The following is a 24,927-nucleotide window of genomic DNA, read 5'->3' as shown; positions in this document are numbered from 1 at the left end:
ATTTACCTCGGTAGCCAAATGCGTGTTGAGGCGGAGCAAATCAGCCGGATCGTCGAAGGCGCTCCCCCGGTCCTTCGGCAATGCCGCCTTTTATGCCCCCAACAATTTTGAGGGTAAATCCTGAAATCGCCGAGTTCCCAGACTGTGTTTTCTATCCGTGGCGAAGCGGATGCTAGGTCTTTTGCGCCATTCGCTATGTACAGCGAAAAAAAACGCGGTGACACAGAGCCCCACCAGAGCCAAAGGTGCCCGCATTCAAATCGGTAAATCTGGTTTTGGGCCTATCACAAGAAAACCGTTGCCGATAATCGATTCTAAGGGCGTGAACGACGCGGCCGGGCGAGCAATGCTGCGGCACCGACAATGGCACCTAATATCCCATGCTCAAAGATATTGCGCCAACAACCTGTAATTTAGTTCACTTTGGTAAACCAGCCACCATACGCCATTCAAAAACCGGCAGCGAGCTCCGCACGGCGCATATTCCCTATAAGAAGTTAGCACATAATATTTGCCAGCAGATATTATGCCTGCGTGCTGACATGTCACCCATGATACGAAAGAAAGACGATATTGTCGGGTCCATGTTTTCCAACATCGCTCATCTCATCCAACTCCGGATTGATGAGACACTGAAACCATATGACTTGACCCGCCTGAAATGGTTCGCGATCAGGATACTGTCTCAGAATGAAGGACTGACCCAGACGGGATTGGAAAAAAGGCTCGAACTATAGACAGCCGCAACTGGAAAGCTTGTTGATAGGCTGATCGAACGTCGCCCCGACCCCGGCGACCGGAGAGCGCACCGCCTCCTTGCGACCGACAAATTCTTTGCGCTTTTGCCAGAATTGAAATCGTCGGGCGAAAGCATTCGCGATTGTTTTCTGTCGGGGCTGGACGAGCAGGAAATAGGGGTGCTTGGAAATTTCCTAAAAAGGATCAAATCGAACCTGACACTGACACTCGCAGGAGGTGCGACTTATTTTGCCCCATCTCCAGCCATTCGCTTGACAGCAAACCTGTGCAATCCCGATTAACAAAGGAAACGAGATACGCCGGTATGGGAGGAAAAAAGTTGGGGACTTCACAACAGACAAGGGACTGCCAAGCGCATGGAAGCTGCCATGTTTGCTCAACATAACCGTATTCGTGGTTGCGAAGCGCGTCTGCGTCGCGTTCCCCGACATCTGGTTGTCTCAAATCCGAAGCAATACCGTACGAAAGCCTGTCGAAAGCGGGCCGTAATTCTCAAGAGCACTCTGGGCAAGGCGGCAGACTGTGTCGGTCGTGGGATTTCGATCGCCCCTTGAAAAAACACTCAACACGAAAGCCAAGTACCGCATTCCACAAGGTAAAGGATCAAGCAGAAAGGAAGCCAAGTCGGTGATCAGTAGCAAGGAACTGCCGACTCGCGTTCACGAAAACGAAGACCGGAACTAGGCGTTTTGCGCGATCTTGCCCGCATTGGTCAGGCTACATTGGTCTAGGGAGGTTTCCAGAACCTTCCTGCAAATCCAAGGGTGTTGCTTGCCTCAATCAAGTACTCCGGTTTGATCGCCTTCCCAAAACTGATGACTGACAAATTCAGATGCACAGACTCACGTTATGAGCGGGGGACTGGTAAGGAGTCGTTCATCATTCTATCGACCAGCGACGGCAGAAACTGTATCGCGAATGTGCCTATTTGGCATGCCCTGCTCACTCAAGCCAGTAACGCCAGGTCATGGCCGGTGGTTTTTTTGCGCGTGGCCATGGACTTGGCGTCCTTGCCACCAATGGTCAGGGTGAGGTCTTTGAAAAACCCCTTACTGTCGAACCACCAGCGATGGGAATAGACTTTGGTTCGTTTTGGCTTCGGAACGTCGCGCTTGTATTGTTCATTGCAGTAAATGTCCCAATGGCCTTTGGTAGTGAGCGTTGGCATCCCAACATGGCCTGCGCGGTCGCGTCCGCCGTGGACTAGCCCGCCGGCCAGTGCCAACACCTTGTCCCGACCGCTGTAGTAATTCGTGAAGCGTTTACTGCGATTGCCAAGAACCAGCCCCCCCCACGCGCCTTTCTCCAGCCAGGCGGAATCCACATCGGCCGATGCAAACATGACCTGATCGACGCCCCAGTTGCCGCTTCCAGAACCCGCCGAGTCACCAAAATCAGAGAAGGCGCGCAAAACAACAAATGCCCCCATGGAATGCGCGATAAGATGAACTTTTGGGCGCGGCGACATGGCCAGCAACGGCAGTATTCCGTCGCCCACAAGATGAGGGGCCACTGCCTTGGCGTCGGAACGATCCTTGTCATAGCTGAGAACAGAACCGTCGCTTGGCCAGTCGAACGCAACGACCGCACCCTTGTATCCTTGTGATCTCACACCCTTTTCGATCTTGGCCAGCCGGTCCAGCATTTCCTTCTGGGACGTGTTGAAACCGTGAACGTAAATCAGGACGTCTTTGTCACCTCCTGCCTTCTGCACCATCTCAAGCCACTTCTTTTGCTTGATGATGCCTCCTTTCCGGATACGCCCGTCGGAACTTGTATGTGAGATCGAGACGTACCGGGTTTTCGCGGCAGGTTTTATCGTGAACTTCTTTTTTGAAGCGTTGTAAGTGCGCCGGGAGAAAAACAAAGCCATCCTGTGAACTCCTTTTAACCAATCCATAAAATCTGCCACAGAAAAGCGTTTCTGGCAAAATATTGGAGAACTTCTGATACTATGTAACCGTGCAACTGACCCGAAGCCTGCGAATTTCGGACAGCTGGCCGCAGAGTTGACACCAGGACCCGACTGCCCGGGAATAAGAGTATTCGAGAGGGATCTGTTCCAAAGAAATTTCTATCTAAATACCTTGGAGGGAATAATGACCGCGCGAGATATTTCATTTGCCAGTTTCAATTTGTTGAACCTTCACCTGCCTGGTCAGGCCATCTATGGCGACTCAGATGGATGGGATCAGGCCACCTATGAAAAGAAGATAGCGTTCACCGCGAAGGCGCTGAGCAGAATTGATGCGGACGTGGTCGGCGTGCAGGAGCTTTGGGCCGAGGACGCGCTGCAAGCGGCGCTGGACAACTCGTCCTTGACGGGAACCCATACACTGTTGGTGCCCGAGGATCACAATGACAAGAAGATCGTATGCGCCGCCGCTGTGCGTTCGGACATTCTGGTGGATCAACCAGAATGGATCGAAGATTTTCCCGAGGAATGCGTTTTGCAGTCGACAGGCGATGATCCGCAGCAACCTGATATTTCCGTGGCGCTGGATGGCTTTTCCCGCCCTGTCATGCATTTTCAGGTCCGCCCCGATCCTCGGACACCGGTTATTCATGTGTTCGTCTGTCATTTCAAATCCCGCCGCCCGGCCCAGATCTGGCGCGAGCGGGGTTGGTATGACAAGGACGTTCACGGCCCGCATATCACGTCACTGGGCTATGCTATCTCGACCGTGCGCAGAACCGCCGAAGCGGCCGCTTTGCGCGTGATCATAACCAACCTGACAAAGAAAACGGATACCCCTGTGGTTCTGATCGGCGACATGAATGACGGCAAGGAAAGCAACACGCTCAATATTCTGTCAGAACAGCCAACCTACCTGTCGCCTCTGTCTTCGGGAGGAGCCGACAACGCGCTTTATACCGCGCAAACCATGCAGGAATACCGTTCGACGCGCGACGTATATTACACGCATGTGTTCAAAGGACAGCGCGAAAGCTTGGACCACATCATGTTCAGTCAGGAGTTCTACGATAATTCGAAGAAACGCCTTTGGGCCTTTGACGAGATGCTTGTGCAGAATGACCACCTGAACCATGACGATCATAAAGAAAGCGGAACCACGGATCATGGGATTATTCGCGTGGGTTTTCAGTGGAAGCCTGCGCCCGGCCAAGGCAGTTGATATTGTTTGGTTTCCGGGTACTTCCTGACCATTTTTATGGCCATATGGGATCACGCCGGATTCGCCACCCGGCTACCTGGATGGCTTTTTTGGCACTTCCACAACCTGTGCCATTGAACGCGGACAACCATAGCGGCTTGAGACGGCATCGGTGTAATCGGGCGGAACGCTCCCCCTCAGGTTGCGTAATTGCAAGTTTTATGTTATGTTTTTAGATATTTAGTATGAACATTTGATCGGCGCAGCCGTTTTTTAGTTTTTTGTGGAGTAACTGATGCGGTATCTTGTTGTTATCATTTTGATATTGGTTGCCGCGAACGCGGTGATCAAAGAGTCTGCGGCCTACGCCAATACTTCCTGCAATCCCAAATATGAAAAATGCGGCTGGTAGTGCGGTTACGCGAAACTCTTTGATTGACGCAACAGAGTCGGGGAACCGAAAACATGGGCAACTATGCTGTTTGGGCCATCGGTCTGGGTGGGCTGATACTGCTGTTCGAGGCGTACAAGGAATACACAACCTCTGACGCCGTGGACAATCTGAAATCCAACAACCAGGCATCTCGTAAAGAGCTTGAAAACGTCCGAATGTCCGCACTGACCACCAAGGCCGAAAACCGCCGAGGTCTGGCGATATATATGGTGTTCTTTGTCGGCATCTACTTCGTGATGCTGATGTCGCCGGAACTGATCGCGACCTTTGTGATGGGCAGCAAGGAAGCGACGGCTGCGACAGGCGGGTCCAACGTTGTGGCCCGATCCATCGTTAACCCCGAGGCTGGTACGGGGCCTGCCGTTGATCCGCGTACTCTGCCGTTTTGGCTGGCCATCGCCATCACCTTTGGGGCCGCTTCGCCCACCTTTCAGGTTATCGAGCGCAAAATCCGCGCCATCGCCTATTTCTTTGCCGGTGTACCCAGAAACATTTTTCGGGTGCTGCAATCTCTCGAAGATCTGAATTACGGCAGCTATGGGGATGGCGAGACCCTGCCGCTGTGGAAAGCTTTTCGTGAGAAGATCGCGGCAAGCAAAGTTGACCCGATCATGGATGGAATGGTGCAAAGCATCGAAAGCTCGTTGCGCTGTATCGATTTGCTGCAACCGCCAATCATCGGGCCGCAAAGCTCGGCCTTCCGGCAATTGTTCAACGAAGATACCCCTCTGGCGCGGATCGACGACCTGCGATCACGGTACGCCAGCATTCTGGGCCGCATTGCTAACTTCAAGCTGGAAAAAGACACCTTGCAGAGCCTGCAGGATGAAACCGCAAAACTGGCGGACTCGATGCAGTGTCTGTTTGCGCTTTATTCGATCAGGTCGCGCAAAGTGCCCGAAGCGCTGATGAACACGCCAACGGCACAGATCATCGAAAAAGTGACTGGTGAAGACACCGCGCAATCCCTGCACGACATCACGCTTGCAAGTATTTTCGGGGCGGTTTTCAGCTATGTCCTGGTTGAACAGGTGGCCATGTTCAGCAGCAACGTAAGCGATGCGACCGAATTGCGCGAAATCTGCGCCGCCATGCTGATCCCCCTGATCCCGTCACTTATCCTGCTGGCGTTTCTTACCATACTGCTGCGGCATCTCAGGATGGATCAGGGCAGCTGGCCCCGCAGTGACGATATACAGATTCCGTTCTGGGACTATGCCAAGCTTGCTTTCTGGCCCGCCTTCCTGGCCACGGTTCTCTATGGTGCGATAACCTGCATCGGCGCGGATGGTGTCGTTCGACACGCGCTGGACGGTGACGGCAGCGCGATGATCACAACAGGCCTGAATTTCCTGAAGGATGAAATCGAACAGTTGCCGCGCATCTTTTTGCTGTCTTACGTGACGGCCTGCGCCCTGTTGTTCGTTGCGGATCAGCATGACCGGATGCGCTGGTTCGTGACAGTTGGTATCGCCCTGGTGGTATCGGCATTCCTTCTGATGGTGGCAAATCTGGCCGCAAGCCTGTTCAATATAGTCCCCCCGGCGACTGGCCTTGGCCTGCTGGACATCGCAATCATGGTAACGCTTCCCTATTCCATTTTCCTGGTCTTTTACGCAATTGCCGCCGAACTGGCTGAAACCGGGTCGATGAAGAAAATCCTGTCAGTTGTCGGCACCCGCATCCGCGAGCCCCAGAGATCGGATGGTCGCTCATGACACGCCCTGCTGTTTTGGCGTTCGCCTTGGCGGTTTTGGCCTGGCAAGGCACTGCCTCTTCTGTCACGGCCGAAGCGGACCTGATCGTTGGCGTGCGAACGGACGCCCCGCCTTTTTCGTATCTCGCGGTGCGTGATCGCGAAGGACGTTTGACCAGCGATACGCCGCCTCTTGCGTCGGGTGAGGTGTTCACCGGCTACATGGTCAATATCTGCGCCACGGTCCTTGAAGAACTGCAGAAGTCCCGCGATTTCACCGTTGAATGGAAGGCTGTCGAGGCGCGGGACCGGTTCACCGACCTACAAAGCGGCAAAATCAACATTCTCTGCGATCCGGCCACCATTACCCAAGAGCGTTTGTCCTATCCCGGCGTGCTTGTTTCCCCGCCGGTCTATCTGTCTGGTGTCGGAAGGGCGGAGACGACGCGTGACCAGTGGGCTGGTCACTGGCCCTGTATCGGCCCGGTCGCAGGGATCGTGGAAGGCACCACGGCACCGCGCTCTATTAGGCTGATTGCAGAAAAATACGGTTTCGGCGAGACATTCTCGGAAATCGTTAGAATGCATCCGGATGTAGACAAGGTTGTTCTCAGCGACGATGAGAAAAAACGCCTGACCGATTGCCCGGATGCCGTGGCTGGGTTGACGTGGGATGTGGGTTCGCTTGCTAAATATGTCGGCGCCGATGCGGCCGATACAGATCCTGACGCTGCCTATGTTGTCCGCAGTTACCCAAACCATGAAAAACTGGCGCAAGCGCTGTGCGACGGGCAAATCTATTACTCGGTTGGCGATCTTGAGATCGTGACGCTGGCATTGAAATCCTACATTGAAAGAAACCCGGATTGTCAGGCCCGTGCGGACGCTCAGGTCTATTCTGAAGAGCGCTATGGCATTTTCGTCCACTTGTCAGATCAGATGAACAGTTCGGACCAACTCACCTTGGCGTTTCTACAGCAGCTCACGATCGAGATCCACAAGGGTCACGATTCAATCCTTGTGCGAAGTTTTTCGGATAATTTTGACCGCAACAAGATTTCACGCTCCTTGGATCTGTTCCTGTGGAATCTGGTCGCCGGGGCCAACTGACGGCGGACGTGTCACCCAAGATAGTCTCGCAGCGCAGGCGGCGGGTTATCAAAAAGTGTGGATGTCTCGGTGACCGGGTGCGCCAGCCCATCCGCCACCAGAACCGAATGACTTGCGATTCGTCTTGCATCCTGTGGATCATGGCTGACCATCATCATTGTCGTTCCGGCCTCGGTCGTCAGGGCGGAGACAAGATCCAGCATTTCCGCCTTGAGCGCCGGCCCCAGAGCGGCAAACGGCTCGTCCAGCAAAAGCAAAGGCCGCTGTTGTACCAGCACGCGGGCAAGGGCAACACGGCTTTGTTGACCGCCCGACAATTGTGCCGGTCGCCGGTCCGCCATATCGGGCAAGCCAACACGATCCAACGCGGAATGCACCTGTGCCTGCTCATCGGCTGACAACCGGCCGTTCGGATGCAAACCCAGGGCGATGTTCTGGCCAGCGGTCAGATGAGGAAACAAGTTCCCATCCTGAAACAGCATCGCCAGCGGGCGCTGCCCCGGCGGTAATCCGGTAATATCGCCGCCGCGCCAGTAAATTTGCCCCGCGGCCAGATCGCGAAACCCAGCGATCGCTTCTAAAAGGGTCGACTTTCCCGCACCGGAAGGACCAATGATCGCAACCCGTGATCCGGTTTCGATTTGCAGGTTCGCGCATAATACGAAATCGCCATTTGAAATCGCACAGCCATCAAGCTTCAGCATGCCAGCGCCCTCCTCGATCCAAAAGCCAGAATGCCCCCATCGAAAGCGCCAGCAGCAACAGGGCGCCACCGGCCGCTGCCTCCATCTGATAGGCTCCCATCAGCCGGTAAATCTGAAGCGGAAGCGTAGCAATTTGTGCATCGGCAAATAGCGCGATGACCCCCAGATCCCCCGTGGACAGCGCCGCCGCCAGACCCGCGGCAAATCCGATTTGCGGTCGCAGGCGGGGCAGCAGAATGCGTGTCACAAAACTCCATCTGCTCATATCCAGTGACAGTGCCAGACGACCGTATTGCGCAACAACCTCGCGCGTCGATGGAACAAGTATCCTCAGGGCAAAGGGCAACGCCATGACGGCATTCACCAGAGCCGTTACAGGCAGGGCCAGAACAGTAGGGTTGGCAAGTGGGCGGATCAGGATGAACAGCCCGGTGCCGATGACCAGAGGTGACGCTGCCAATCCAAGAATACCGCAGAGTTCGACGATCCCGTATCGCCCGGTTGCAACCGTCATCGCCATCGGCAAGGCCAGAAGCAGCAGAACGACGGTGCTGGCTGCCGCGACCAAAACGGATATCAAGGCCGCCCGGTACACCAGCACCGATATCTCGAACACTCCCGAAAGTCCGGAGATCACGACCGAGGTCAACGGCAGCAGGAGAAAGACCGCCGCTGCGCTGATCCAGAAGGCATCAAACGCCCGCGTCCCTTCATCCCAGCGTCGGATGGAACGATCCAGCCCGGCACCAAACCCGTCACCCCTGGAGAACCTGAGCGCTGCCAGGGCCGCAGTCGCGGTCAGAACCAGCTGCACCCCGGACAGAAGCGCGGCGCGACCCAAGTTGAAATCATAGGTAAAGGCCTGGTAAATCGCGAGTTCTATCGTGGTCGCGCGTGGTCCACCACCCAAAGTCAGGGCAACTGCAAAACTGGTCAGGCAAATGGCAAAAACAACGGCCAGAACACCGGGCAGGATACGCGCCAGCATAGGCATTTCGATCAGCCGGAACATGGCCCATCCGTTGCAACCCAACTGGGCGGCCAATCGAAACCTTTCGGACGGAATCTCCTGCCACCCCTGCAAGATCAGACGCGTGGCCAAGGGGAGATTGAAAAAGACATGCGCCAGAACCACGCCATGCAGCCCGTAGATACGGATCGGCGGTAGCCCAAAAACCGCTAGAACGTCTGAAATCCAGCCCGCTCGGCCGAAAACCTGCAGCAAGCCGATGATGGCGACAATGACCGGCAAAATGAACGGCGCCCCCAGCAGCGCGATCAGAACCGCCCGCCCGCGAAAACGCCGCCGGGCCAGCGCGCGGGCGACAGGAACGGCAAGCCCTGCACTGAAAATGGCGGACAACACCGCCTGAACCAGCGTGAACCGAAGGGCTGACCAATCGGCCGGTCCGAACCCACTTGCGGAGTCGGCGCGCAGGGCAACTGCGGCGAGCGTACCAAGAATAAGCACGGCAATCAGTGTCGCCGCGCCAATACCCGGCGTCGGATTTACTGGCTGAGCGCGCCCAGCCATTCCGCCAACGCCTCGTCCCGCACGGCTGCCGCCTGATCAGAATCCAGCAGCAAAGATTTTTCCGGTACGGTCAGTGTATCAAACCCTTCGGGCAGGCCCGCCGCAGGCGTTACCGCCGGATACATCCAGTTGGTTGTCGGAATGATCTGCTGAAAAGCGTCCGAAACCATGAACTGCAAAAACTGGTCCGCCAGTTCAGGCTGATTGGTTCCGGCCAGTTTCCCGGCTACTTCGACCTGCATATAGTGACCTTCGTCAAATGCCGCCGCCGCCTTGCTTGCATCTTCTTCAGCGATCAGGTGATAGGCAGGTGATGTGGTGTAACTGAGAACCATGTCAGCCTCACCCTCAAGAAACAGTCCATACGCCTCGGACCAGCCCTTGGTGACGGTCACGATATTATCAGCCAGTCCTGCCCAGATTTCGGGGGCTTCGTCACCATAGGCGGCTTTGACCCACAGCAACAGGCCAAGCCCTGGTGTGGATGAACGCGGATCCTGAATGATGATTTTGGTATCACCGTCGGCCAGCTCACGGAAATTGGCCGGTGCTGCTGCGTCGGCATTATGGACAAACGCGAAATACCCCCAGTCGTAAGGCGCGAATACGTCATCGTTCCATTCTACGGGCAAAGTGTATTCGGCGCTGACCGAACTGGGCGCAAACAGGCCGGTTTCCTTTGCTGCCGCAATCAGGTTTGTGTCCAGACCCAAGACGACGTCTGCATCCGAGTTTTCACCTTCCAGACGGATGCGCGACAACAGGGCGGCACCGTCTTCCACTCCAACAAGGTTCAGTTCGCAGTCGCAGACCGCTTCGAATGCTTCCTTGACCTGCGGACCCGGACCCCAATCCGAGACGAAGCTGTCATAAGTAAAAACGGTCAGCTGAGGTTTGTCGGCGGCGATAGCCGAAGTCGCGCTCAGAATTCCCGCAGCAATCAGCAGATGTTTCATGTCATCCTCCATTGCGGCGAGAGGGCAAGGGTGGATGAAACCGTCACCTTTCCCTCCGCCGGTTCTAGCCGGTTCAGGTTCAACGGGTTCGCTATGGGCGTCTCAGCGCGGCATTCCGCGCACCCCGAGGTGAGGCCGTGATTAGGGTGATGTCGAAACAATTTCAACCAAATTCGCCCTTCACGCTTCACTGGCATGAAGGATGCTTCTCAACTGGCGGGATCAGGGCAGATCAGCCTGCGAGCCCAGGCTTTGAACCTGCAGCCATTCAATCGCGGCCCGGGTCTCGCGTCGCGATCGGCCAAGTCCTGTGCTCTCGACGAAGTAACCATGAGTGGGTGTTATTTTTTCATCAAACAGACGCACGACGCGACCTTCGGCCAGATCCTGATCGATCAAGGGCAGCCAGCCGACAATCGCGCCCTGCCCTTCTGCGGCACCCCGCAGCAGAACATTGGCATCTTCAAAGATCGGACCACGCAAAGGGCCATCAACCGGGACATTCATCGCCCGGAACCAGTCGAGCCAACCCCAGTGGTTCCTTTGATGCAACAGCGGACAGTGCAACAGGTCTTGGGGCTCATTCACCGGGCCGTGCTTCAGGACAAATGCCTCCGACGCTATGGCAACGGGGGCAAGCTCGATCAGCTTGATCGCATTTTCGGGCATCTCGGCCATTCGTTCCCAGCGGATCACGATGTCGATGTTTGCTCTGTTCAGCGTGCCGGGTTGATAAGAAGGAACCACCTCCAGCTCGATCTCGGGGTGGTCGTCCCAAAAATCACCGATCCGGGGCATCAGCCAGCGGGCGGTGAAAATCGGCCCCGCAGCAAGTCGGACCACTTTGCGGGAGCTGCGGCGAACCGAGCGCACCGCGTCATCCAGAATTTCAAATGCCTGAGCCGTTGCTGCCGCCAGACGCCTGCCATCTTCGGTCAACGCGACCTCGCGCCCGGCCCGTTCAAACAGCTTGACGCCCAGCTGCTCTTCCAGCCCTCGAATGTGATGGCTGATCGCCGTGGGTGTGACCGACAATTTCTCGGCCGCAATTCGAAAACTGCCCTGGCGGGCGGCTGCATCGAAGGCGCGAAGGGCGGGAAGAGAGGCGGTCACGAATTTCCCTAATGTAAGTTTTACTCATCAATTGCTGAGAAAACGGCTTTTGTAAACAAGCCCTATGGCTGTGTAGGCTGACTTTGAATGAAGCTGAGCTCATGATATTAGGCCCATGTCTACGCGCCGGCGCGGTCGCAAGGACCGTCTGACACAAGATAACAGCGACGAGGCCAGCCCTGCGGTATGGCCGGGTGTGATTGGCGGGTGCCTGAAACCGCTGTCCCCGAATGAAGTCGCTCAGACCGAGGAAGCCGCATTGCTGCTGCTTGAGACCCTCGGACTAAGTCAGCCGACCCCATCCATGGTCGACAAGGTGACGGCAGCGGGCGGGACGCTGGGCGATGACGGACGATTGTTGTTTCCGCGCGCCCTTGTGCGCAAGTCGATCAAGCAGGCAAGGCGGAATTTCGTCCTTTGCGGGCAAGTTCCTGAAAACGATCTGCGGATCGAAGGCACGCGGGTCCATATGTCAACCGGCGGCGCCGCGCCGGGTGTCTTCGACATCGATACGGGCCACTACCGCCCTTCAACCCTGGCCGACCTGTATGATGCCGCCCGACTGGTCGACAGGATGGAGAACATCCATCATTTCAGCCGTCCGGTCGTTGCGCGCGACGTTGACCCTGCTGCGGCAATGGACCTCAACACTGCCTATGCCTGCCTGATGGGCACGTCCAAGCATGTTTCCGTCTCGATTACCGAACCCGAAAACGTCCCGGCCATTGCCCGCCTTTGTTACAGGATCGCAGGTGACGAAGCCGCCTTTCGCGCGCGACCGTTCCTGACTGTCATGGTCTGTCATGTTGTGCCGCCCATGCGCTTCGCAGAAGAGGCTTGTGAAGTGCTCGAGGCCGCTATTCTTGCGGGTTTTCCGGTACAATTGATCAGCGCGGGACAGGCCGGGGCCACAAGCCCGGCCACTTTGGCCGGGTCACTTGTACAGGCCGTGGCTGAAACGCTCGCCGGATTGGTTTTTGCCCGCCTGGTCGATCCGCAGGTTCGCGCGGTTTTTGCACCCAAACCTTTGGTCGCCGACCTGCGCACCGGGTCGATGTCTGGTGGCGGAGGGGAACAGGCGATCCTGATGGCCGGTGCGGCGCAGATGGGGCGGCATTTCAACTTGCCGACTTCGTCCATAGCCGGGATTACCGACGCCAAGACACTGGATTCCCAATACGGGGCTGAGAAATGCCTGGCAGTCGCCATGGCGGCACATGCGGGATCGAACATTGTCACGCAGGCCGCTGGCAGTCATGCCAGTCTTCTGGGCGTTTCATTGGAAGGCTATGTCAGCGACAACGACCTTTTGGGCAATGTGCTTCGAACAATCCGTGGGATCGAAGTTACGACCGACAACATTGCAGCGCAGGTGATCGCCGATGTGTGTCGGGGTCCGGGTCACTACCTGGGTGAGGTTCATACCTACGACCGAATGAAATCGGACTATTTCTATCCTCATGTTGGCGACAGGCGCACACCGGTTGACTGGCAGGAAGACGGCGCGCGTCCAGTCGGTGAAGTTGCGAAAGCCAAGGCGCGTGAGTTGCTTGCAAATCACTTCCCCTCACATGTTCCGGATGCGGTCGATCGCGATGTGCGACAGCAATTCGACATTCGACTGAGCCGCCGCCGGATCGGGAGAGAGCCATGACCGATCGCACTGACGGCGCTTTCAGCGCGCTCGAAACAAGAACAATCCATGGGGCTACTGCATGACTCTGCCCCACCATGCCCGCACCATCGTGATAGGCGGCGGCGTGATCGGGTGCTCGGTCGCCTACCATCTGGCCCGTGAGGGTCGCAAAGACATAATCGTGCTCGAACGTTCCAAACTGACCTCGGGCACCACATGGCATGCGGCGGGTCTGGTGCGTCGCTTGCGCCCGTCGGCCACTCTGACAAAGCTGATCAACTATTCGATTGACCTATATGGGGCGCTCGAACGTGAAACCGGGCAAGCGACGGGCTGGGTTCAAACCGGGTCGCTGACGCTGGCCACAAATGATGATCGCCTGATCAACATCAAACGTCAGGTTTCACTGGGCCGTGCGTTCGGGCTTGAGGCCGAAGTGGTCGATACGGCCCGCGCGCAGGACCTATGGCCTCTGATCAAAGTGGACGACGTCCTGGGGGCAGTCTGGTCACCCGCCGACGGCAGGGTCAATCCAACCGATGTAGCGCTGGCGTTGTCGAAAGGGGCCCGGGCGCGTGGTGTGCAAATATTCGAGGACACCAAGGTAACGGGTCTGGAAAAAAAAGCCGGTCGGATTGCAGCCGTCGAAGTCGGTGACCACCTGATCGAAGCTGAGGAGGTGGTGATCGCATGTGGACTGTGGTCCCGCGAAGTGGCGGCCATGGCCGGCGCGCATATGCCCCTTTACGCCTGCGAGCATTTCTACATGCTGACCAAGCCGCTGCCCGAAGTGCAGGCGCTTGGGCCGGGCGCACATCTGCCGACACTCAACGATCAGGATGCGTTCCTGTACGCCCGCGACGATGTCGAAGGGCTTCTGGTGGGTTCATTCGAACCCCATGCCAAGGGCCTGCCGCTGGATCGCCTGCCTGCTGATTTCAGCTTCGACCTGCTGGACGAAGACTGGGATCATTTCATGCCAATGATGGAAAACGCGCTGCGACGCATTCCCGCGCTGGAGCGTGCCGAAGTGCGGATGCTGCTGAACGGTCCTGAGAGTTTCACCCTCGACGGCCAGTTCATGTTGGGAGAAAGCTCGGATGTTCCTGGCCTGTTTCTGATCGGCGGGATGAACTCCACCGGTATCGCGCTGGCCGGGGGCGCGGGCATGGCAATGGCCGAATGGATCATTGCCGGCGAGCCGACGATGGAACTAAGCGAAGCCGATATCCGGCGGTTCAGCCCGGAGATGAACGTACTGGGCGCGCTGGAGGCACGCATTCCCGAAGTTCTGGGACGCCACTACGACAATCCGTACCCCGGGCGCTCGATGGAGACTGCGCGGGGGCAGCGTCGCTCGCCTGTTCACGAGGGGCTGGTGGCCGCAGGGGCACGATTTGAATCCCGCGGCGGATGGGAACGTGCAGTGCATTTCGGCGGTGAAGCCGCCCACTTGCCGCTGACCTTCGGAGTGCCCGCATGGCGCGAGCAGGTCGGCCGCGAAGTGGCCGCCTGCCGCCAGGGTGCCGCCATTCTGGACCAGAGTGCGTTCGGCAAGATCATGATCCAAGGCCCCGATGCCTGCGCCTTTCTGAACCGGCTGTGTGCGGCGCAGATAGATGTTGCCGAGGGTCGGATTGTGTACTCGCAAATCCTGAACAAACGTGGCGGAATCGAGAGCGACGTGACGGTTCAGCGGCACGGCCCGCAAACCTTCCTGATGATCACGGGTGCAAGTGAAGTTGTGCGTAACCTGAAAAGGATGCGTGAAACGCGGGGCGTATTTCGTGTTGAGTTTACTGATGTAACAAGCGGATATGCCATCCTGGGTCTCGCCGGACAAAGGGCCTGCGATGTTCTTCAAGCGACCACAAACACTCCCCTGCCCGATCTTAAGAGATTTCAATTCAGGCCCGCTGAAATCGGCCTCGCCGGTAGCTGGGTCGGCCGCCTGAGCTTTACCGGCGAAGAAGGGTTCGAACTCTATATCCCTGCCGAAATGGCGATGGCCGCGCATGAGGCGCTGGTGAGGGCCGGCGCGACCCATGCTGGTCTCTTTGCTAGTGGTTCTTTGCGGATTGAAAGCGGCTTTCGGGTCTTTGGCCACGAACTGACCCCCGGCACCACACCCGTCGAAGCCGGGCTTGCGGCCTTTTGCGCCTTTGGCTCTGGTTTTGTGGGTGAAAATGCGCTGCTCGAGCTGGAGCCGAAAAAACGGATCGTTTCGCTGCTGTTTGATGATCCGGCCGCGATACCGATCCACGATGAGCCGATCTATCTGAACGGGCGCGCCATCGGGCAGATAACGTCGTCGGCCTGGAGTTATCGGTTCAACCGATCTGTGGCCTTGGCAGTTGTGCACGATATCCAGCGGTCTTTCGAAGAGAAATCCTGGACTGCGGATGGCACGCTGCCTGTTGAAGTTGAAATCGCCTGTGTGCTGTTTTCGGCGCAGGCCACTTTGAAACCCGCGAAGGAAGCATTTTCGTGACGGACGTGACGCGCACCACCCGTGTCGCCATCATTGGCGGCGGTATCATGGGGGTCGCTGCGCAATTTCAGTTGGCCGAAAACGGCTGGACAGATACGATTCTGTTCGAGAAAGCGGAATTGACAAGTGGCTCGACCTGGCACGCCGCGGGGCAGATCGCTCACGCCTTGAGCAGCCGTATCGCGGGATGGATCAACAAGACCTCGATCGCAACCTACAAGCAGGTTGAAAAAGAGACGGGCCAAAGCATCGGCTGGCATGAAGTCGGCGGTTTTCGCATTGCCACAACCGATGATGAGGTTGACTGGATGAAATCCATCATGGGTGTGGGCAAGATGCTCGATCTGCCGATGGAACTGGTCGGGCCGGATGAGGTTGCAAAAGGCAATCCGTTTTATAAGGTCGACAACGTCAAGGCGGCAGTCCGGACGTTCGAAGACGGACATATCGACCCGTCCGGCGTGACCCAGGCGCTGGCAGCGGCTTCCCGCGCGCGTGGGGCCAAAATTGACCGCCGCAATCAGGTTCTGGGCGCAAGCCGACGAGGGGACATTTGGCTGCTGCGCACGGAAAATGGTGAAGTACTGGCCGAACACGTGGTGATCGCCGCAGGCAGCTATGCCAATCAGGTTGGCGAGTGGTTTGGTTTGAAAATCCCCTCGGTCTCGTGCCTGCATCACTATCTGGTCACTGATGCCGTGCCTGAATTCGAAAACCGCCCGGAACTGCCGGTTATGCGCGACAACGCCTTTGGCGGGTATATCAGACAGGAACAGAAGTCCGGCCTGATCGGAATATACGAAGGCCATGTTTGCCCGACCGTCTGGACAATGCCGCAGGGTGCGACCTGGAAGGCCGAAAATGAACTGTTCGAGGCCGATTACGACTCGATTGGCGACTTCTTGATGATCGCCTTTGAAAAAATGCCTGTCCTTGCTGATCTGGGCATCAAGCGAGTGGTTCGGGGTGCAATCACACACACACCCGACGGGGGGATGCTGGTTGGGCCCTCGGGTGCGCCGAATGTCTGGCTGTCCTGTGGGTCGTCTATCGGCCTCGCGTGGGGCGGCGGTGCGGGCAAGGTGCTGGCCGACTGGATGGTTCACGGCGAAACGCAGATCAACACAAGGACGATGGACCCGCGCCGTTACGGCGATTTTGCCAGTGACACCTTTATCGTCGAACGCACCAAAGATGAATTCATGCGTCGCCATGACACGCCCTGCCCTGGCAAGCAGTTCACGTCCCTTCGCCCGATCAAGCGACATCCGCTGTATGATCGGTTGGCCGCCAAAGGCGCGGTTTTCGGCGAGATCGCAGGGTGGGAACGCCCACGGTATTTTGGCATGCCGGGTGAAGTCGAGCAGGTAGGCTGGGGGCACCAGCCATGGCACACCAACGCGATGACCGAGGCGCAAGCAACCCGTGCGTCTGCTGGCGTAATTGATCTATGCGCATTTGCTCAGTTCGAAATTTCAGGCCCGGATGCCTGCAATCTGCTGGACAGGTTGTCTGCAAACACAATCCCCTCCCGCGACGGAGGCATAAGCCTGAACCACCTGTTAACGCCCAATGGACGGTTCGAAACCGAGATGACGATCTGGCGCATTGCCCGGGATCGGTATTTCACAGGCTCCGCAATAGCCCGCGCCAAACCGGACTTTGATTGGATCCGATCGCACATTCGGCCAGGCGAGGACGTGCGGATGATCAACCGAACTTCGGACTGGGGGATGCTGGCCCTGTCCGGTCCGAACTCGCGCAAAATCCTGCGTGAACTTACCGACGCGGATCTGTCGAATGCCGCCTTCCCCTGGTTGTCGGGGCAGGAAATCACCGTGGCGGATGTGCCAGTCTATGCCCTGCGAGTATCTTTTGTTGGAGAGTTGGGTTGGGAGATTCACGCGCCGCTGCACCGGATCGCGGAGATGTATGATGCGCTCCACGCGGCAGGTGCCGGGCACGGCCTGATTGATCTTGGCAGTTACGCCTTCAACGGCATGCGAATGGAGAAGGCCTATCGCGCGTCGGGCGAACTGACCACCGATGTCGGTCCGCTGGATGTCGGTTTGGACCGTTTCGTTCGTGCAGAAGGGCGCGATTTCATTGGGCGGAATGCCTTGTTGGCCCACGTACCGGAATGGGAACTGCTTTATTGCGAACTGCACTCAGATCGTTTCGACATTCATGGCGGAGAACCCGTCTTGCATAATGGCGTTGTTGTCGGCCTGACAACGTCGGGTGGATATGGTTACACGATCGGAAAATCTCTGGGCTGGCTGTTCGTGCGCAGGGGTACGGCGCGAAGTGGGCTTTCGGTGCAGATTCTGAATCAGGACATACCCGTTACAGTCCATGACGAAGCGCTTTTCGACCCAAAGAACCTGCGCTCCCGATCCGAGGAGTAAATGATGACCACGATCAATGGCGGTGAGGCCGTCTATCGCGTTTTGAAGGCCAACCGGATCGACACGGTATTCGGATTACTCGGCGGCTCGATGCTGGAACTTTACGACGCAATGTATCGCGGCGGCGATATCGCCTATGTCGGCGCCCGGGATGAACGCGCGGCTGGGCACATGGCAGATGCCTGGGCGCGCATGACGGGCAAACCCGGGGTCGTCCTCGGCGCGCAGGCCGGCCCCGGCGTGGTCAATATTGTAACTGCCGTAGCCGAAGCTCATCTGGCCTATTCACCGCTTGTCGTCATAGCGGGGGCGATCAGCCGGTCCGATCAGGCCAAGGATACGTTTCAGGAAGTCGACCAGGTCGCGTTGTTTGCTCCGATCTGCAAGCGTTCGGTGATGGTGACCGATCCCAGCCGACTGGCGCCAATGCTCGAAGATGCGATCCGACTTGCAAGTTCGGGTAGACGCGGGCCGGTGGTCTTGCATGTCCCACGCGATCTTTTCGCGGCCCAGGTTCCGCCCATTGCGCCGGAGCCCGTCAAAATAGCCCGTCCCGGCCCGCCTGCACCCGAGGATGTGACCGCGATAACCAGACTGCTGTCCGGCGCAAAGCGCCCAGTGATTTTCGCAGGTGCCGGGTTTAAGTGCACTGCCGAGGATGACACGCTGACAAGGCTTGCCGAAACGCTCGAGGTTCCGGTGGTCGCTTCAACCGGGCATGCGGATGTCATGCGGCATGGTCATCCCTGGTTCGCCGGACAGGCGGGGCCACGTGGCAATCGCGTCGCCTCGCGCCTGACCAAAGAGGCAGACGTTATGGTCGTTTTGGGCGCGCGGCTTGGGTTCAACTCGACCTTTCACAGCAATGACTATGTCGGGGCCGATACCCGAATTGCCCATGTCGATATCGAAGGGTCCGCCGTCGGTCGCTATTTTCCGGCTGAGATCGCAGTTCAGGCAGACGCCTGCCAAACGGCCGTCGCATTGACCGAAAAATGTTCAAAGCCCGCCGCTGATCCATGGCGTATTTCTTTTCAGGACGACATGAAAACCTTGCGTGCTGAACGCGATGAAGAGGCCAGGATCGCCACGCGGCCAATGCACCCCAGACGCGCCTTGGCGGAAATTCGGAAAGTACTGCCCGAGAATGCAATTGTAACGCTGGATACCGGCAACACGTGTCTTCAGGCAGCGGACCGGCTGGCCCACTATGCACCCAGGTCCCTGATCACACCGCTGGACTTCGGATTGGTCGGTTTTGGTCTTCCGGCGGCAATTGGCGCCAAGGCCGCCGCCCCGGATCGACCGGTCGTGGCAATCATGGGCGACGGCGCGATCGGATACACGATGATCGAAATTCAGACAGCAATCTCATATGGATTGCCGATAGTGATCGTGGTCCTGGATAACGAGGCATGGGGAGCGGAAAAAGCATATCAACAGGAGTTTTTCGAAGGCCGTCTGCTTGGTGCCGAAATCGCCTCGCCCGGGTTCGACCGGTTCGCTGAGTTGTGTGGCGGCAAAGGAATCTGGATAGAGTCGCCGGAGGATCTGGGGCCAGCCCTGACCAGCGCATTTTCCAGCGGGGCAACAACTGTTATTCACGCCAAGATCGACGCCGAAGCCCTTACGACGTTGCGCAAGGATTTGTTTCAAAAGTGATTTGCAGAGGGTCGTTTGAAGCCAACCAATTTCCAGGGCTTAGCGAATTAATGGCACCAGTTTGGACCCATCTTGGTCTCGTGGCACTCCCATGACGGCGGGATCCAGACGCAAGGCTCTCGCGAGCCATTTGTTTGATCGTGTTGACTACGGTCGGGTTTGAACCTGCCTAAATTAAGGCATCGAGGCGGAGGATTCGTGCGCTTTGCGCGAACTCAATGCCCGGGTAGAAACCAACTCTATTTTACCATCAGTCACCCCTTGGGGCTACAACTTTCGAAGAGAGAAGTTCTTCTTGCGAACCAGGCCGTCGTTGAAATCATACCCGAAATTCTCAATGTCGCGGATGTAAACCTCACCAACCGCTTTACTGCTTTCATCGGAATAGTATTCCCGGTAATCTCGCCTTTTCGATTTCTTTCGATGCTTGAAGAACATACGCCTGCTGCCAATTTCCCGAAGCACGACTTTTAAGTCTTTATCGAGGGTTTCGAAGCGGCCCAGGAAATCCAACGGCATTTCACCGTCGTCATTTACGAGAAAACTGGATTGGGGTTTGAAGTAGGGTATGTCGAGGTACTTTGAAGGTTCTTCCGTGAATGAAGACAGGAAGCTCTCGAAATTGGGGTGACTGGCCACCAGTTCCAGTTCCTGACGCCGCGCGATGATATAGTGATAGGCCGAGACCAACCTGTCCCAAGGATTCCGAACAAAACTGAACTTGAAATAGTCTGCCGCCTCCGGCCCCAACTGCTCGAGATGCACAAATAAAGACGAGTGCTTGTCGATCGCAGGAGAAGGATCATGTTTCGTAAAATTCAGGAGGTTCGGGCGGCGCAAAATTGTTGAAACCGTCGATCCCGCAGTTTTTGGAATATGAATGAATACGGTCTTTAGCGTGGGATAGATTGGCACCGAATTGCTACGCCTCCTTGCAGACAACGCGTGGGGCGCAAGTGCTCCGAAGGACTCGCGCAACATGCGCAAGACCAATGGTACACTCCGACGGGTGGCAAGAAAAGCATATCGGTATCATGCAGATACCATGTGCCGCGCCTAACTAATGGGAAATCCACGCGACGCCCTTGCCGCGCTGCCCGGGCCGCATAATTGAATACGGGTCAGTGGCCTGTTCCGATTCAGAACCTGTAGTTCAAGGAAAACGAGAGTGTGGTTACACCCAAGTCTTTAAAGTCACGTTCAAAATCCGAGTACTCAGAATAGACCAACTCGGCGCCGAGCGTGACCTCCTCGCGGATGAAACGTTCATAACCAAGAGACACGAAATAACCATCGCCTTCGCCTGGATTGATATTGCCACTGGCGTGCGTGTCGAGCTCAGCATAACCGGCGCTGGCGTAGTACATGTTTAAGCCGCTGTCGATGCCGCCGCGCGCGCCAAAACGCTTGTACGAACCCAGTTCGAAACCAGGGTCAATGTCCAGATTCGTCCGGGTGTATTGCAGAAAATACCCGATTATGACCTTGCCGAAATCGTAGTCCCAGCCGAATTTCGCGCCGTAGATCGGACCGCTGGAGCCTTCCACGTCGGGGGCATAACCAAGTTCCAAACCAACGGAAAAACCTGTCCAGTCGACGCCTGATGCAGGGAGTACAGCTGGCTTTTGGAACGGCGCCATGACACGGGAAACTTCTGAATCACTCGCCATTGAAGCTGCCGGGTACATCGCAGCAAGGACAAGGGCGACGGCTTGGGTGCGAATAGTCATTTTGATCATATCCATAGCAACTGAATTAACACCTTACCTTAGCGCAGATGCCACGTAATGTTCCATGTGGGACCCTGAAATCCAGAAAATTTGCCATGGCTGTTGTGTCAATACGGCAATGGTCGCGAAACACAAAAGCCCCTGATGCGCTCTGCGTCCAAACGCTTACTCGAATGCCGTGTTGCCGCTGGGTCAGCAACCGTCATTCTTCAAAGAGTTGACCATTGTTCGGTTCTTTGCAGCCGCCTGGAAGTGAGCGGTTGTTTTCTTTGGCAGATCTTTAACGGACAAGACTTGGCAAGAAAACTGAAGCAGGCAAAACACTTACCTAGCCTAAAGTCGAGTTTAGGCTGAAAAGCGTCAAAGCGATTCAAACCCCTTCGAACCGCCGGAATGCCAGAGCAATCAGGCCCGCAATCGCCATATAAACCAGCGCCAGCAGCAGCAGTGGTTCGTAGACGATAAAGGTGTCCGCCCGGACCCGGGAAGAAACTGCATAGATTTCGACCACTGTTATGGTCGCCACCAGTGGGGTTGCCTTAAGTTGCAAAATTGTTTCGCCACCCAAAGTCGGCAACACGTTGCGGACTGCCTGCGGCAACCAGATTCGACGAAACATGGTGAAACGTGGCATGCCAAATGACTTTGCGGCTTCAAGCTGCCCTTTCGCCACCCCGGAAAATGCGCCGCGCATTACTTCGCCCTCATAGCCCGCGAATGACAAGGTCAGCGCGAGCACTGCATAGGGCCACGCCTGGCGCAGGTACGGCCATAGTTCCGATGCGCGGATCCAGGGAAACTGGGGAAACAGAGAGCCCAGCCCATAATACAGCAACCAAATCTGCAGCAGCAGCGGCGTGCCGCGAATTATGGTGCAGAATACCCGAGCTGGAGTGGCCAGATACCAAGGCCCGACCGCCTGCGCCAATCCAAGCGGCACAGCCAAAAGAAAGCCCAGAACAGTTGTAACAACCAGAAGCCAAACCGTGGTCCAAAGACCTTGCAGTGCCAAGGGCGCATATTTTGGGATCCAGTCCCAGCGCAGCGATAACGCGCACCAGATCACCAATGCCGCAAACAGAAGCATCATAACGATGCGGTGCGGTTGCATCAGGGCTTTGAATGTTGTCATGCGGCGTCCCCTTTCAGCGAAGGTTGACCGCGCCGTGCCCATTTCTCAATTCGGGCAAAAACCACACCCGAAAACAGGGTCACCATAAGATAGAGGAAGCCCGCCGCCAGAAAGAAAGTGAAATAGGCCCGGGTGCTGCTTGCCGCCTGCCTTGTTTCCAGGGTCAATTCACTAAATCCGACAACGGCCAGCAACGCCGTGTCCTTGGTCGCGATGAGCCACAAATTGGCAAGCCCCGGCACCGCAAACCCCATCATCGCGGGTATCGTTACCCGACGCATGATCATGAAAGCTGGCATTCCGTAAGACTTTGCCGCTTCGATCTGTCCCACCGGAACAGCCTTGATGGCACCGCGCAGAACTTCGGTGGCATAGGCCCCCTGCACCACGCCCAACACCCAGATGCCTGCCGCGATACCGTTGATTTCAACCCGGCCTCCGCCGACCGCCTCAGAAATCTTGTTGATGATATCACTGCCGACGTAATAGAGGATCAGGATCAGCACCAGCTCAGGTACCGCCCGGATCACAGTCGTGTAGATAGCGAGAAGGTCGCGAGTGACCTTCCCGCCGTATAGCTTTCCATAGGCTCCGAACAGCCCGATTACCAGCCCCATCCCAAATGCGCCGAAGGCGATCTGCAGCGAATTGGCAAGCCCGCGCAGCAGGTTGCCTCCCCAGCTTGACAGCGACAGCAACTCGGCGCTGGCGCCGAGGCCCAGTGTCTCGAACAGTCCGGTCACAACAGCGCCTTAGTAGATGCTGGTCGTGAAATAGCCCGCGGTGATTTTCTCGTGGGTTCCATCTGCCAGGATCGCCGCGATCCCTTTGTTGAGCGCCTCCAATAGCTCGGTATCGCCTTTGCGCACACCGGCACCAACACCACGGCCCAGGATCGCCGGGTCATCCGCAACGGCCCCCTTGATCTCGCAACAGCTGCCATTGTCCGAGTTCACGAAGTCGGCCATGGCAATGCTGTCCGCCTGGGTCGCGTCGATGCGGCCCGCGAACAGGTCCTGATTGGCCTCGTCCTGCGTTTGGTAGACCTTCAGCTCTGCGTCCTTGAAGTATTCCTGCGCGTAAGCCTGATGAATGGTCGAGGCCTGGATGCCGACAATCTTGCCCGCCAGCGACTCCGGGGTCGGTTCAATGTCCATCGACTTGTCCGCCACGATCACCGCCGGGGTGTTGTAGTAGGGGTCGCTGAAATCGATGGTTTTAAGGCGCTCTTCGGTGATCGACATCGAAGCCATGATGGCGTCGATCTGCTGGCCGGTCAGCGACGGGATGATGCCATCCCACGCAACAGGCGTGATCACGCAGTCCAGTTCCGCCGCAGCGCAGACGGCACCGATCACCTCAATTTCCCAGCCGACCCAATTGCCCGAACTGTCGGGTGAGGCAAACGGAGGATAAGGCTCGGCTGCGATGCCGATCTTGACCTGTTCAGCGGCAGCGGCGCCTGAAGTCAGAACGGCCACGGCAGAGGCCGCGGTCAGAAGTGCTTTGAGTTTCATAGGTTTCTCCCTGTTGATATTATTCGGTTTTTTGTGTGCTACCCGACAGAACTGAGGAACTGTTTCAGTCGTTCGGATTGCGGGTTTCCAAAGATCTCGGCAGGCTTCCCCTGCTCTTCAATACGGCCCTGATAAAGGTAGACGACATGGTTCGCGACTTCGCGCGCGAACTTCATTTCGTGAGTGACCAGCAGCATGGTGCGCCCTTCGGCGGCAAGGTCGCGGATCACTGTCAGAACTTCGCCCACAAGTTCAGGGTCCAGCGCTGATGTCGGTTCATCAAACAGCATGGCGGAAGGGTCCACCGCCAATGCCCGGGCAATTGCAGCCCTCTGCTGCTGCCCGCCAGAAAGGTAGGCGGGAAACGTGTCTTCCTTGCCGCCCAGCCCTACCCGACGCAACAATTCGTGTGCGCGTTCGATCGCCTCGGATTTCGGAACCTTCAGGACATGCACCGGCACCTCGATCACGTTTTCCAGAAGGGTTCGATGTGTCCACAGGTTGAACTGTTGAAACACCATCGCCAGCTTGGTTCGGATCCGTTCAATTTGCTTCTGGCTGGCCGGGCTGCCATCAGCCCGCATCGCCACTTCCTCACCGCCAATCACGATCTTGCCTGAGCTTGGCGTCTCAAGAAAATTGATACAGCGCAGCATGGTCGACTTGCCCGACCCCGAGCCGCCGATGATCGCCACGACGTCACCTTGATGCGCGGTCAGATCCACGCCTTTCAGCACCTCCAGATTTCCAAAGGACTTGTGCAAATCCTCGACCCGGATCGCCTCGCGGCGCGTGTCCGTCAGCTGAACTGATGCAGTGGCAGTGTCCATTTTCCGTGACCCCAAAATTCTGATTGCAGTAAGCCGTGAACCTAGTAATTATGCAAGTGTATAATTACAACCGCCAGAA

19 protein-coding genes and 1 riboswitch are annotated in these 24,927 nt (G+C 56.9%); of the genes, 8 read left to right on the top strand and 11 right to left on the bottom strand.

What is annotated here, in order from left to right:
- Positions 1 to 380: 380 nt before the first annotated feature.
- Positions 381 to 737: a helix-turn-helix domain-containing protein gene (locus ACR0MI_RS12900; protein WP_170816997.1), complete on the top strand. Its 357-nt coding sequence runs from the start codon at positions 381 to 383 to the stop codon at positions 735 to 737.
- Between the two features lie 968 nt (positions 738 to 1,705).
- Here ACR0MI_RS12900 and ACR0MI_RS12895 read toward each other — a convergent pair.
- The gene (locus ACR0MI_RS12895; protein ID WP_170617119.1) at positions 1,706 to 2,632 is read right to left on the bottom strand and encodes an alpha/beta fold hydrolase; all 927 of its coding nucleotides are present in this window, start codon (positions 2,630 to 2,632) and stop codon (positions 1,706 to 1,708) included.
- Between the two features lie 226 nt (positions 2,633 to 2,858).
- On the opposite strand from ACR0MI_RS12895, the gene ACR0MI_RS12890 reads away from it, so the two are divergent.
- From ACR0MI_RS12890 to ACR0MI_RS12880, 3 genes are all read left to right on the top strand, one after another.
- The gene (locus ACR0MI_RS12890; RefSeq protein WP_170617121.1) at positions 2,859 to 3,896 is read left to right on the top strand and encodes an endonuclease/exonuclease/phosphatase family protein; all 1,038 of its coding nucleotides are present in this window, start codon (positions 2,859 to 2,861) and stop codon (positions 3,894 to 3,896) included.
- Positions 3,897 to 4,340: 444 nt separating this feature from the next.
- Positions 4,341 to 6,047, top strand: a complete 1,707-nt coding sequence (locus ACR0MI_RS12885) for a hypothetical protein (protein WP_170617123.1) — start codon at positions 4,341 to 4,343, stop codon at positions 6,045 to 6,047.
- The gene (locus tag ACR0MI_RS12880; protein ID WP_170617125.1) at positions 6,044 to 7,135 is read left to right on the top strand and encodes a transporter substrate-binding domain-containing protein; all 1,092 of its coding nucleotides are present in this window, start codon (positions 6,044 to 6,046) and stop codon (positions 7,133 to 7,135) included. Before ACR0MI_RS12885 ends, ACR0MI_RS12880 begins: the two co-directional genes overlap by 4 nt.
- Before the next feature lie 11 nt (positions 7,136 to 7,146).
- On the opposite strand, the gene ACR0MI_RS12875 is transcribed toward ACR0MI_RS12880, so the two are convergent.
- The 4 genes from ACR0MI_RS12875 to ACR0MI_RS12860 all read right to left on the bottom strand — a co-directional run bounded on the left by ACR0MI_RS12875 (position 7,147) and on the right by ACR0MI_RS12860 (position 11,442).
- On the bottom strand, positions 7,147 to 7,839 hold the full coding sequence (locus ACR0MI_RS12875) for an ATP-binding cassette domain-containing protein (RefSeq protein WP_170617127.1): 693 nt from the start codon (positions 7,837 to 7,839) through the stop codon (positions 7,147 to 7,149).
- Positions 7,826 to 9,373, bottom strand: a complete 1,548-nt coding sequence (locus ACR0MI_RS12870; RefSeq protein ID WP_170617129.1) for a thiamine/thiamine pyrophosphate ABC transporter permease ThiP — start codon at positions 9,371 to 9,373, stop codon at positions 7,826 to 7,828. Before ACR0MI_RS12870 ends, ACR0MI_RS12875 begins: the two co-directional genes overlap by 14 nt.
- Positions 9,349 to 10,329, bottom strand: a complete 981-nt coding sequence (gene thiB, locus ACR0MI_RS12865) for a thiamine ABC transporter substrate binding subunit (RefSeq protein WP_170619319.1) — start codon at positions 10,327 to 10,329, stop codon at positions 9,349 to 9,351. Before thiB ends, ACR0MI_RS12870 begins: the two co-directional genes overlap by 25 nt.
- A gap of 32 nt (positions 10,330 to 10,361) precedes the next feature.
- A riboswitch (TPP riboswitch) is annotated at positions 10,362 to 10,466 on the bottom strand.
- Between the two features lie 85 nt (positions 10,467 to 10,551).
- Positions 10,552 to 11,442 (bottom strand): LysR family transcriptional regulator, encoded by an 891-nt coding sequence (locus ACR0MI_RS12860; RefSeq protein WP_170617134.1) that lies wholly within the window; start codon positions 11,440 to 11,442, stop codon positions 10,552 to 10,554.
- Between the two features lie 115 nt (positions 11,443 to 11,557).
- Between ACR0MI_RS12860 and ACR0MI_RS12855 the strand changes: the two genes are divergently transcribed.
- From ACR0MI_RS12855 to ACR0MI_RS12840, 4 genes are all read left to right on the top strand, one after another.
- The gene (locus ACR0MI_RS12855) at positions 11,558 to 13,096 is read left to right on the top strand and encodes a trimethylamine methyltransferase family protein (protein WP_170816995.1); all 1,539 of its coding nucleotides are present in this window, start codon (positions 11,558 to 11,560) and stop codon (positions 13,094 to 13,096) included.
- A 61-nt stretch (positions 13,097 to 13,157) separates the two neighbouring features.
- Positions 13,158 to 15,569, top strand: a complete 2,412-nt coding sequence (locus ACR0MI_RS12850) for a GcvT family protein (RefSeq protein ID WP_170816994.1) — start codon at positions 13,158 to 13,160, stop codon at positions 15,567 to 15,569.
- Complete coding sequence (locus ACR0MI_RS12845; RefSeq protein WP_170619317.1) at positions 15,566 to 17,977, top strand: FAD-dependent oxidoreductase; 2,412 nt, start codon at positions 15,566 to 15,568, stop codon at positions 17,975 to 17,977. The genes ACR0MI_RS12850 and ACR0MI_RS12845 overlap by 4 nt, the downstream gene beginning before the upstream one ends.
- 3 nt (positions 17,978 to 17,980) lie before the next feature.
- Complete coding sequence (locus ACR0MI_RS12840; protein WP_170617142.1) at positions 17,981 to 19,639, top strand: thiamine pyrophosphate-binding protein; 1,659 nt, start codon at positions 17,981 to 17,983, stop codon at positions 19,637 to 19,639.
- Positions 19,640 to 19,906: 267 nt separating this feature from the next.
- On the opposite strand, the gene ACR0MI_RS12835 is transcribed toward ACR0MI_RS12840, so the two are convergent.
- From ACR0MI_RS12835 to ACR0MI_RS12810, 6 genes are all read right to left on the bottom strand, one after another.
- Positions 19,907 to 20,620: a sulfotransferase family 2 domain-containing protein gene (locus tag ACR0MI_RS12835; protein ID WP_170617144.1), complete on the bottom strand. Its 714-nt coding sequence runs from the start codon at positions 20,618 to 20,620 to the stop codon at positions 19,907 to 19,909.
- Positions 20,621 to 20,778: 158 nt separating this feature from the next.
- Complete coding sequence (locus ACR0MI_RS12830) at positions 20,779 to 21,369, bottom strand: porin family protein (protein ID WP_170617146.1); 591 nt, start codon at positions 21,367 to 21,369, stop codon at positions 20,779 to 20,781.
- A 370-nt stretch (positions 21,370 to 21,739) separates the two neighbouring features.
- Positions 21,740 to 22,501 (bottom strand): ABC transporter permease, encoded by a 762-nt coding sequence (locus ACR0MI_RS12825; protein WP_170617148.1) that lies wholly within the window; start codon positions 22,499 to 22,501, stop codon positions 21,740 to 21,742.
- Positions 22,498 to 23,244 (bottom strand): ABC transporter permease subunit, encoded by a 747-nt coding sequence (locus ACR0MI_RS12820; protein WP_170617150.1) that lies wholly within the window; start codon positions 23,242 to 23,244, stop codon positions 22,498 to 22,500. The genes ACR0MI_RS12825 and ACR0MI_RS12820 overlap by 4 nt, the downstream gene beginning before the upstream one ends.
- Positions 23,245 to 23,253: 9 nt before the next feature.
- Positions 23,254 to 24,018 (bottom strand): transporter substrate-binding domain-containing protein, encoded by a 765-nt coding sequence (locus tag ACR0MI_RS12815; RefSeq protein WP_170617152.1) that lies wholly within the window; start codon positions 24,016 to 24,018, stop codon positions 23,254 to 23,256.
- Between the two features lie 38 nt (positions 24,019 to 24,056).
- The gene (locus tag ACR0MI_RS12810; RefSeq protein WP_170617154.1) at positions 24,057 to 24,848 is read right to left on the bottom strand and encodes an ATP-binding cassette domain-containing protein; all 792 of its coding nucleotides are present in this window, start codon (positions 24,846 to 24,848) and stop codon (positions 24,057 to 24,059) included.
- Between the last annotated feature and the right edge of the window lie 79 nt (positions 24,849 to 24,927).

The organism is Ruegeria sp. D4, assembly GCF_056534475.1.
The sequence above is the reverse complement of the archived record's forward strand: the minus strand, read 5'-3'. Positions and strand labels throughout refer to the sequence as shown.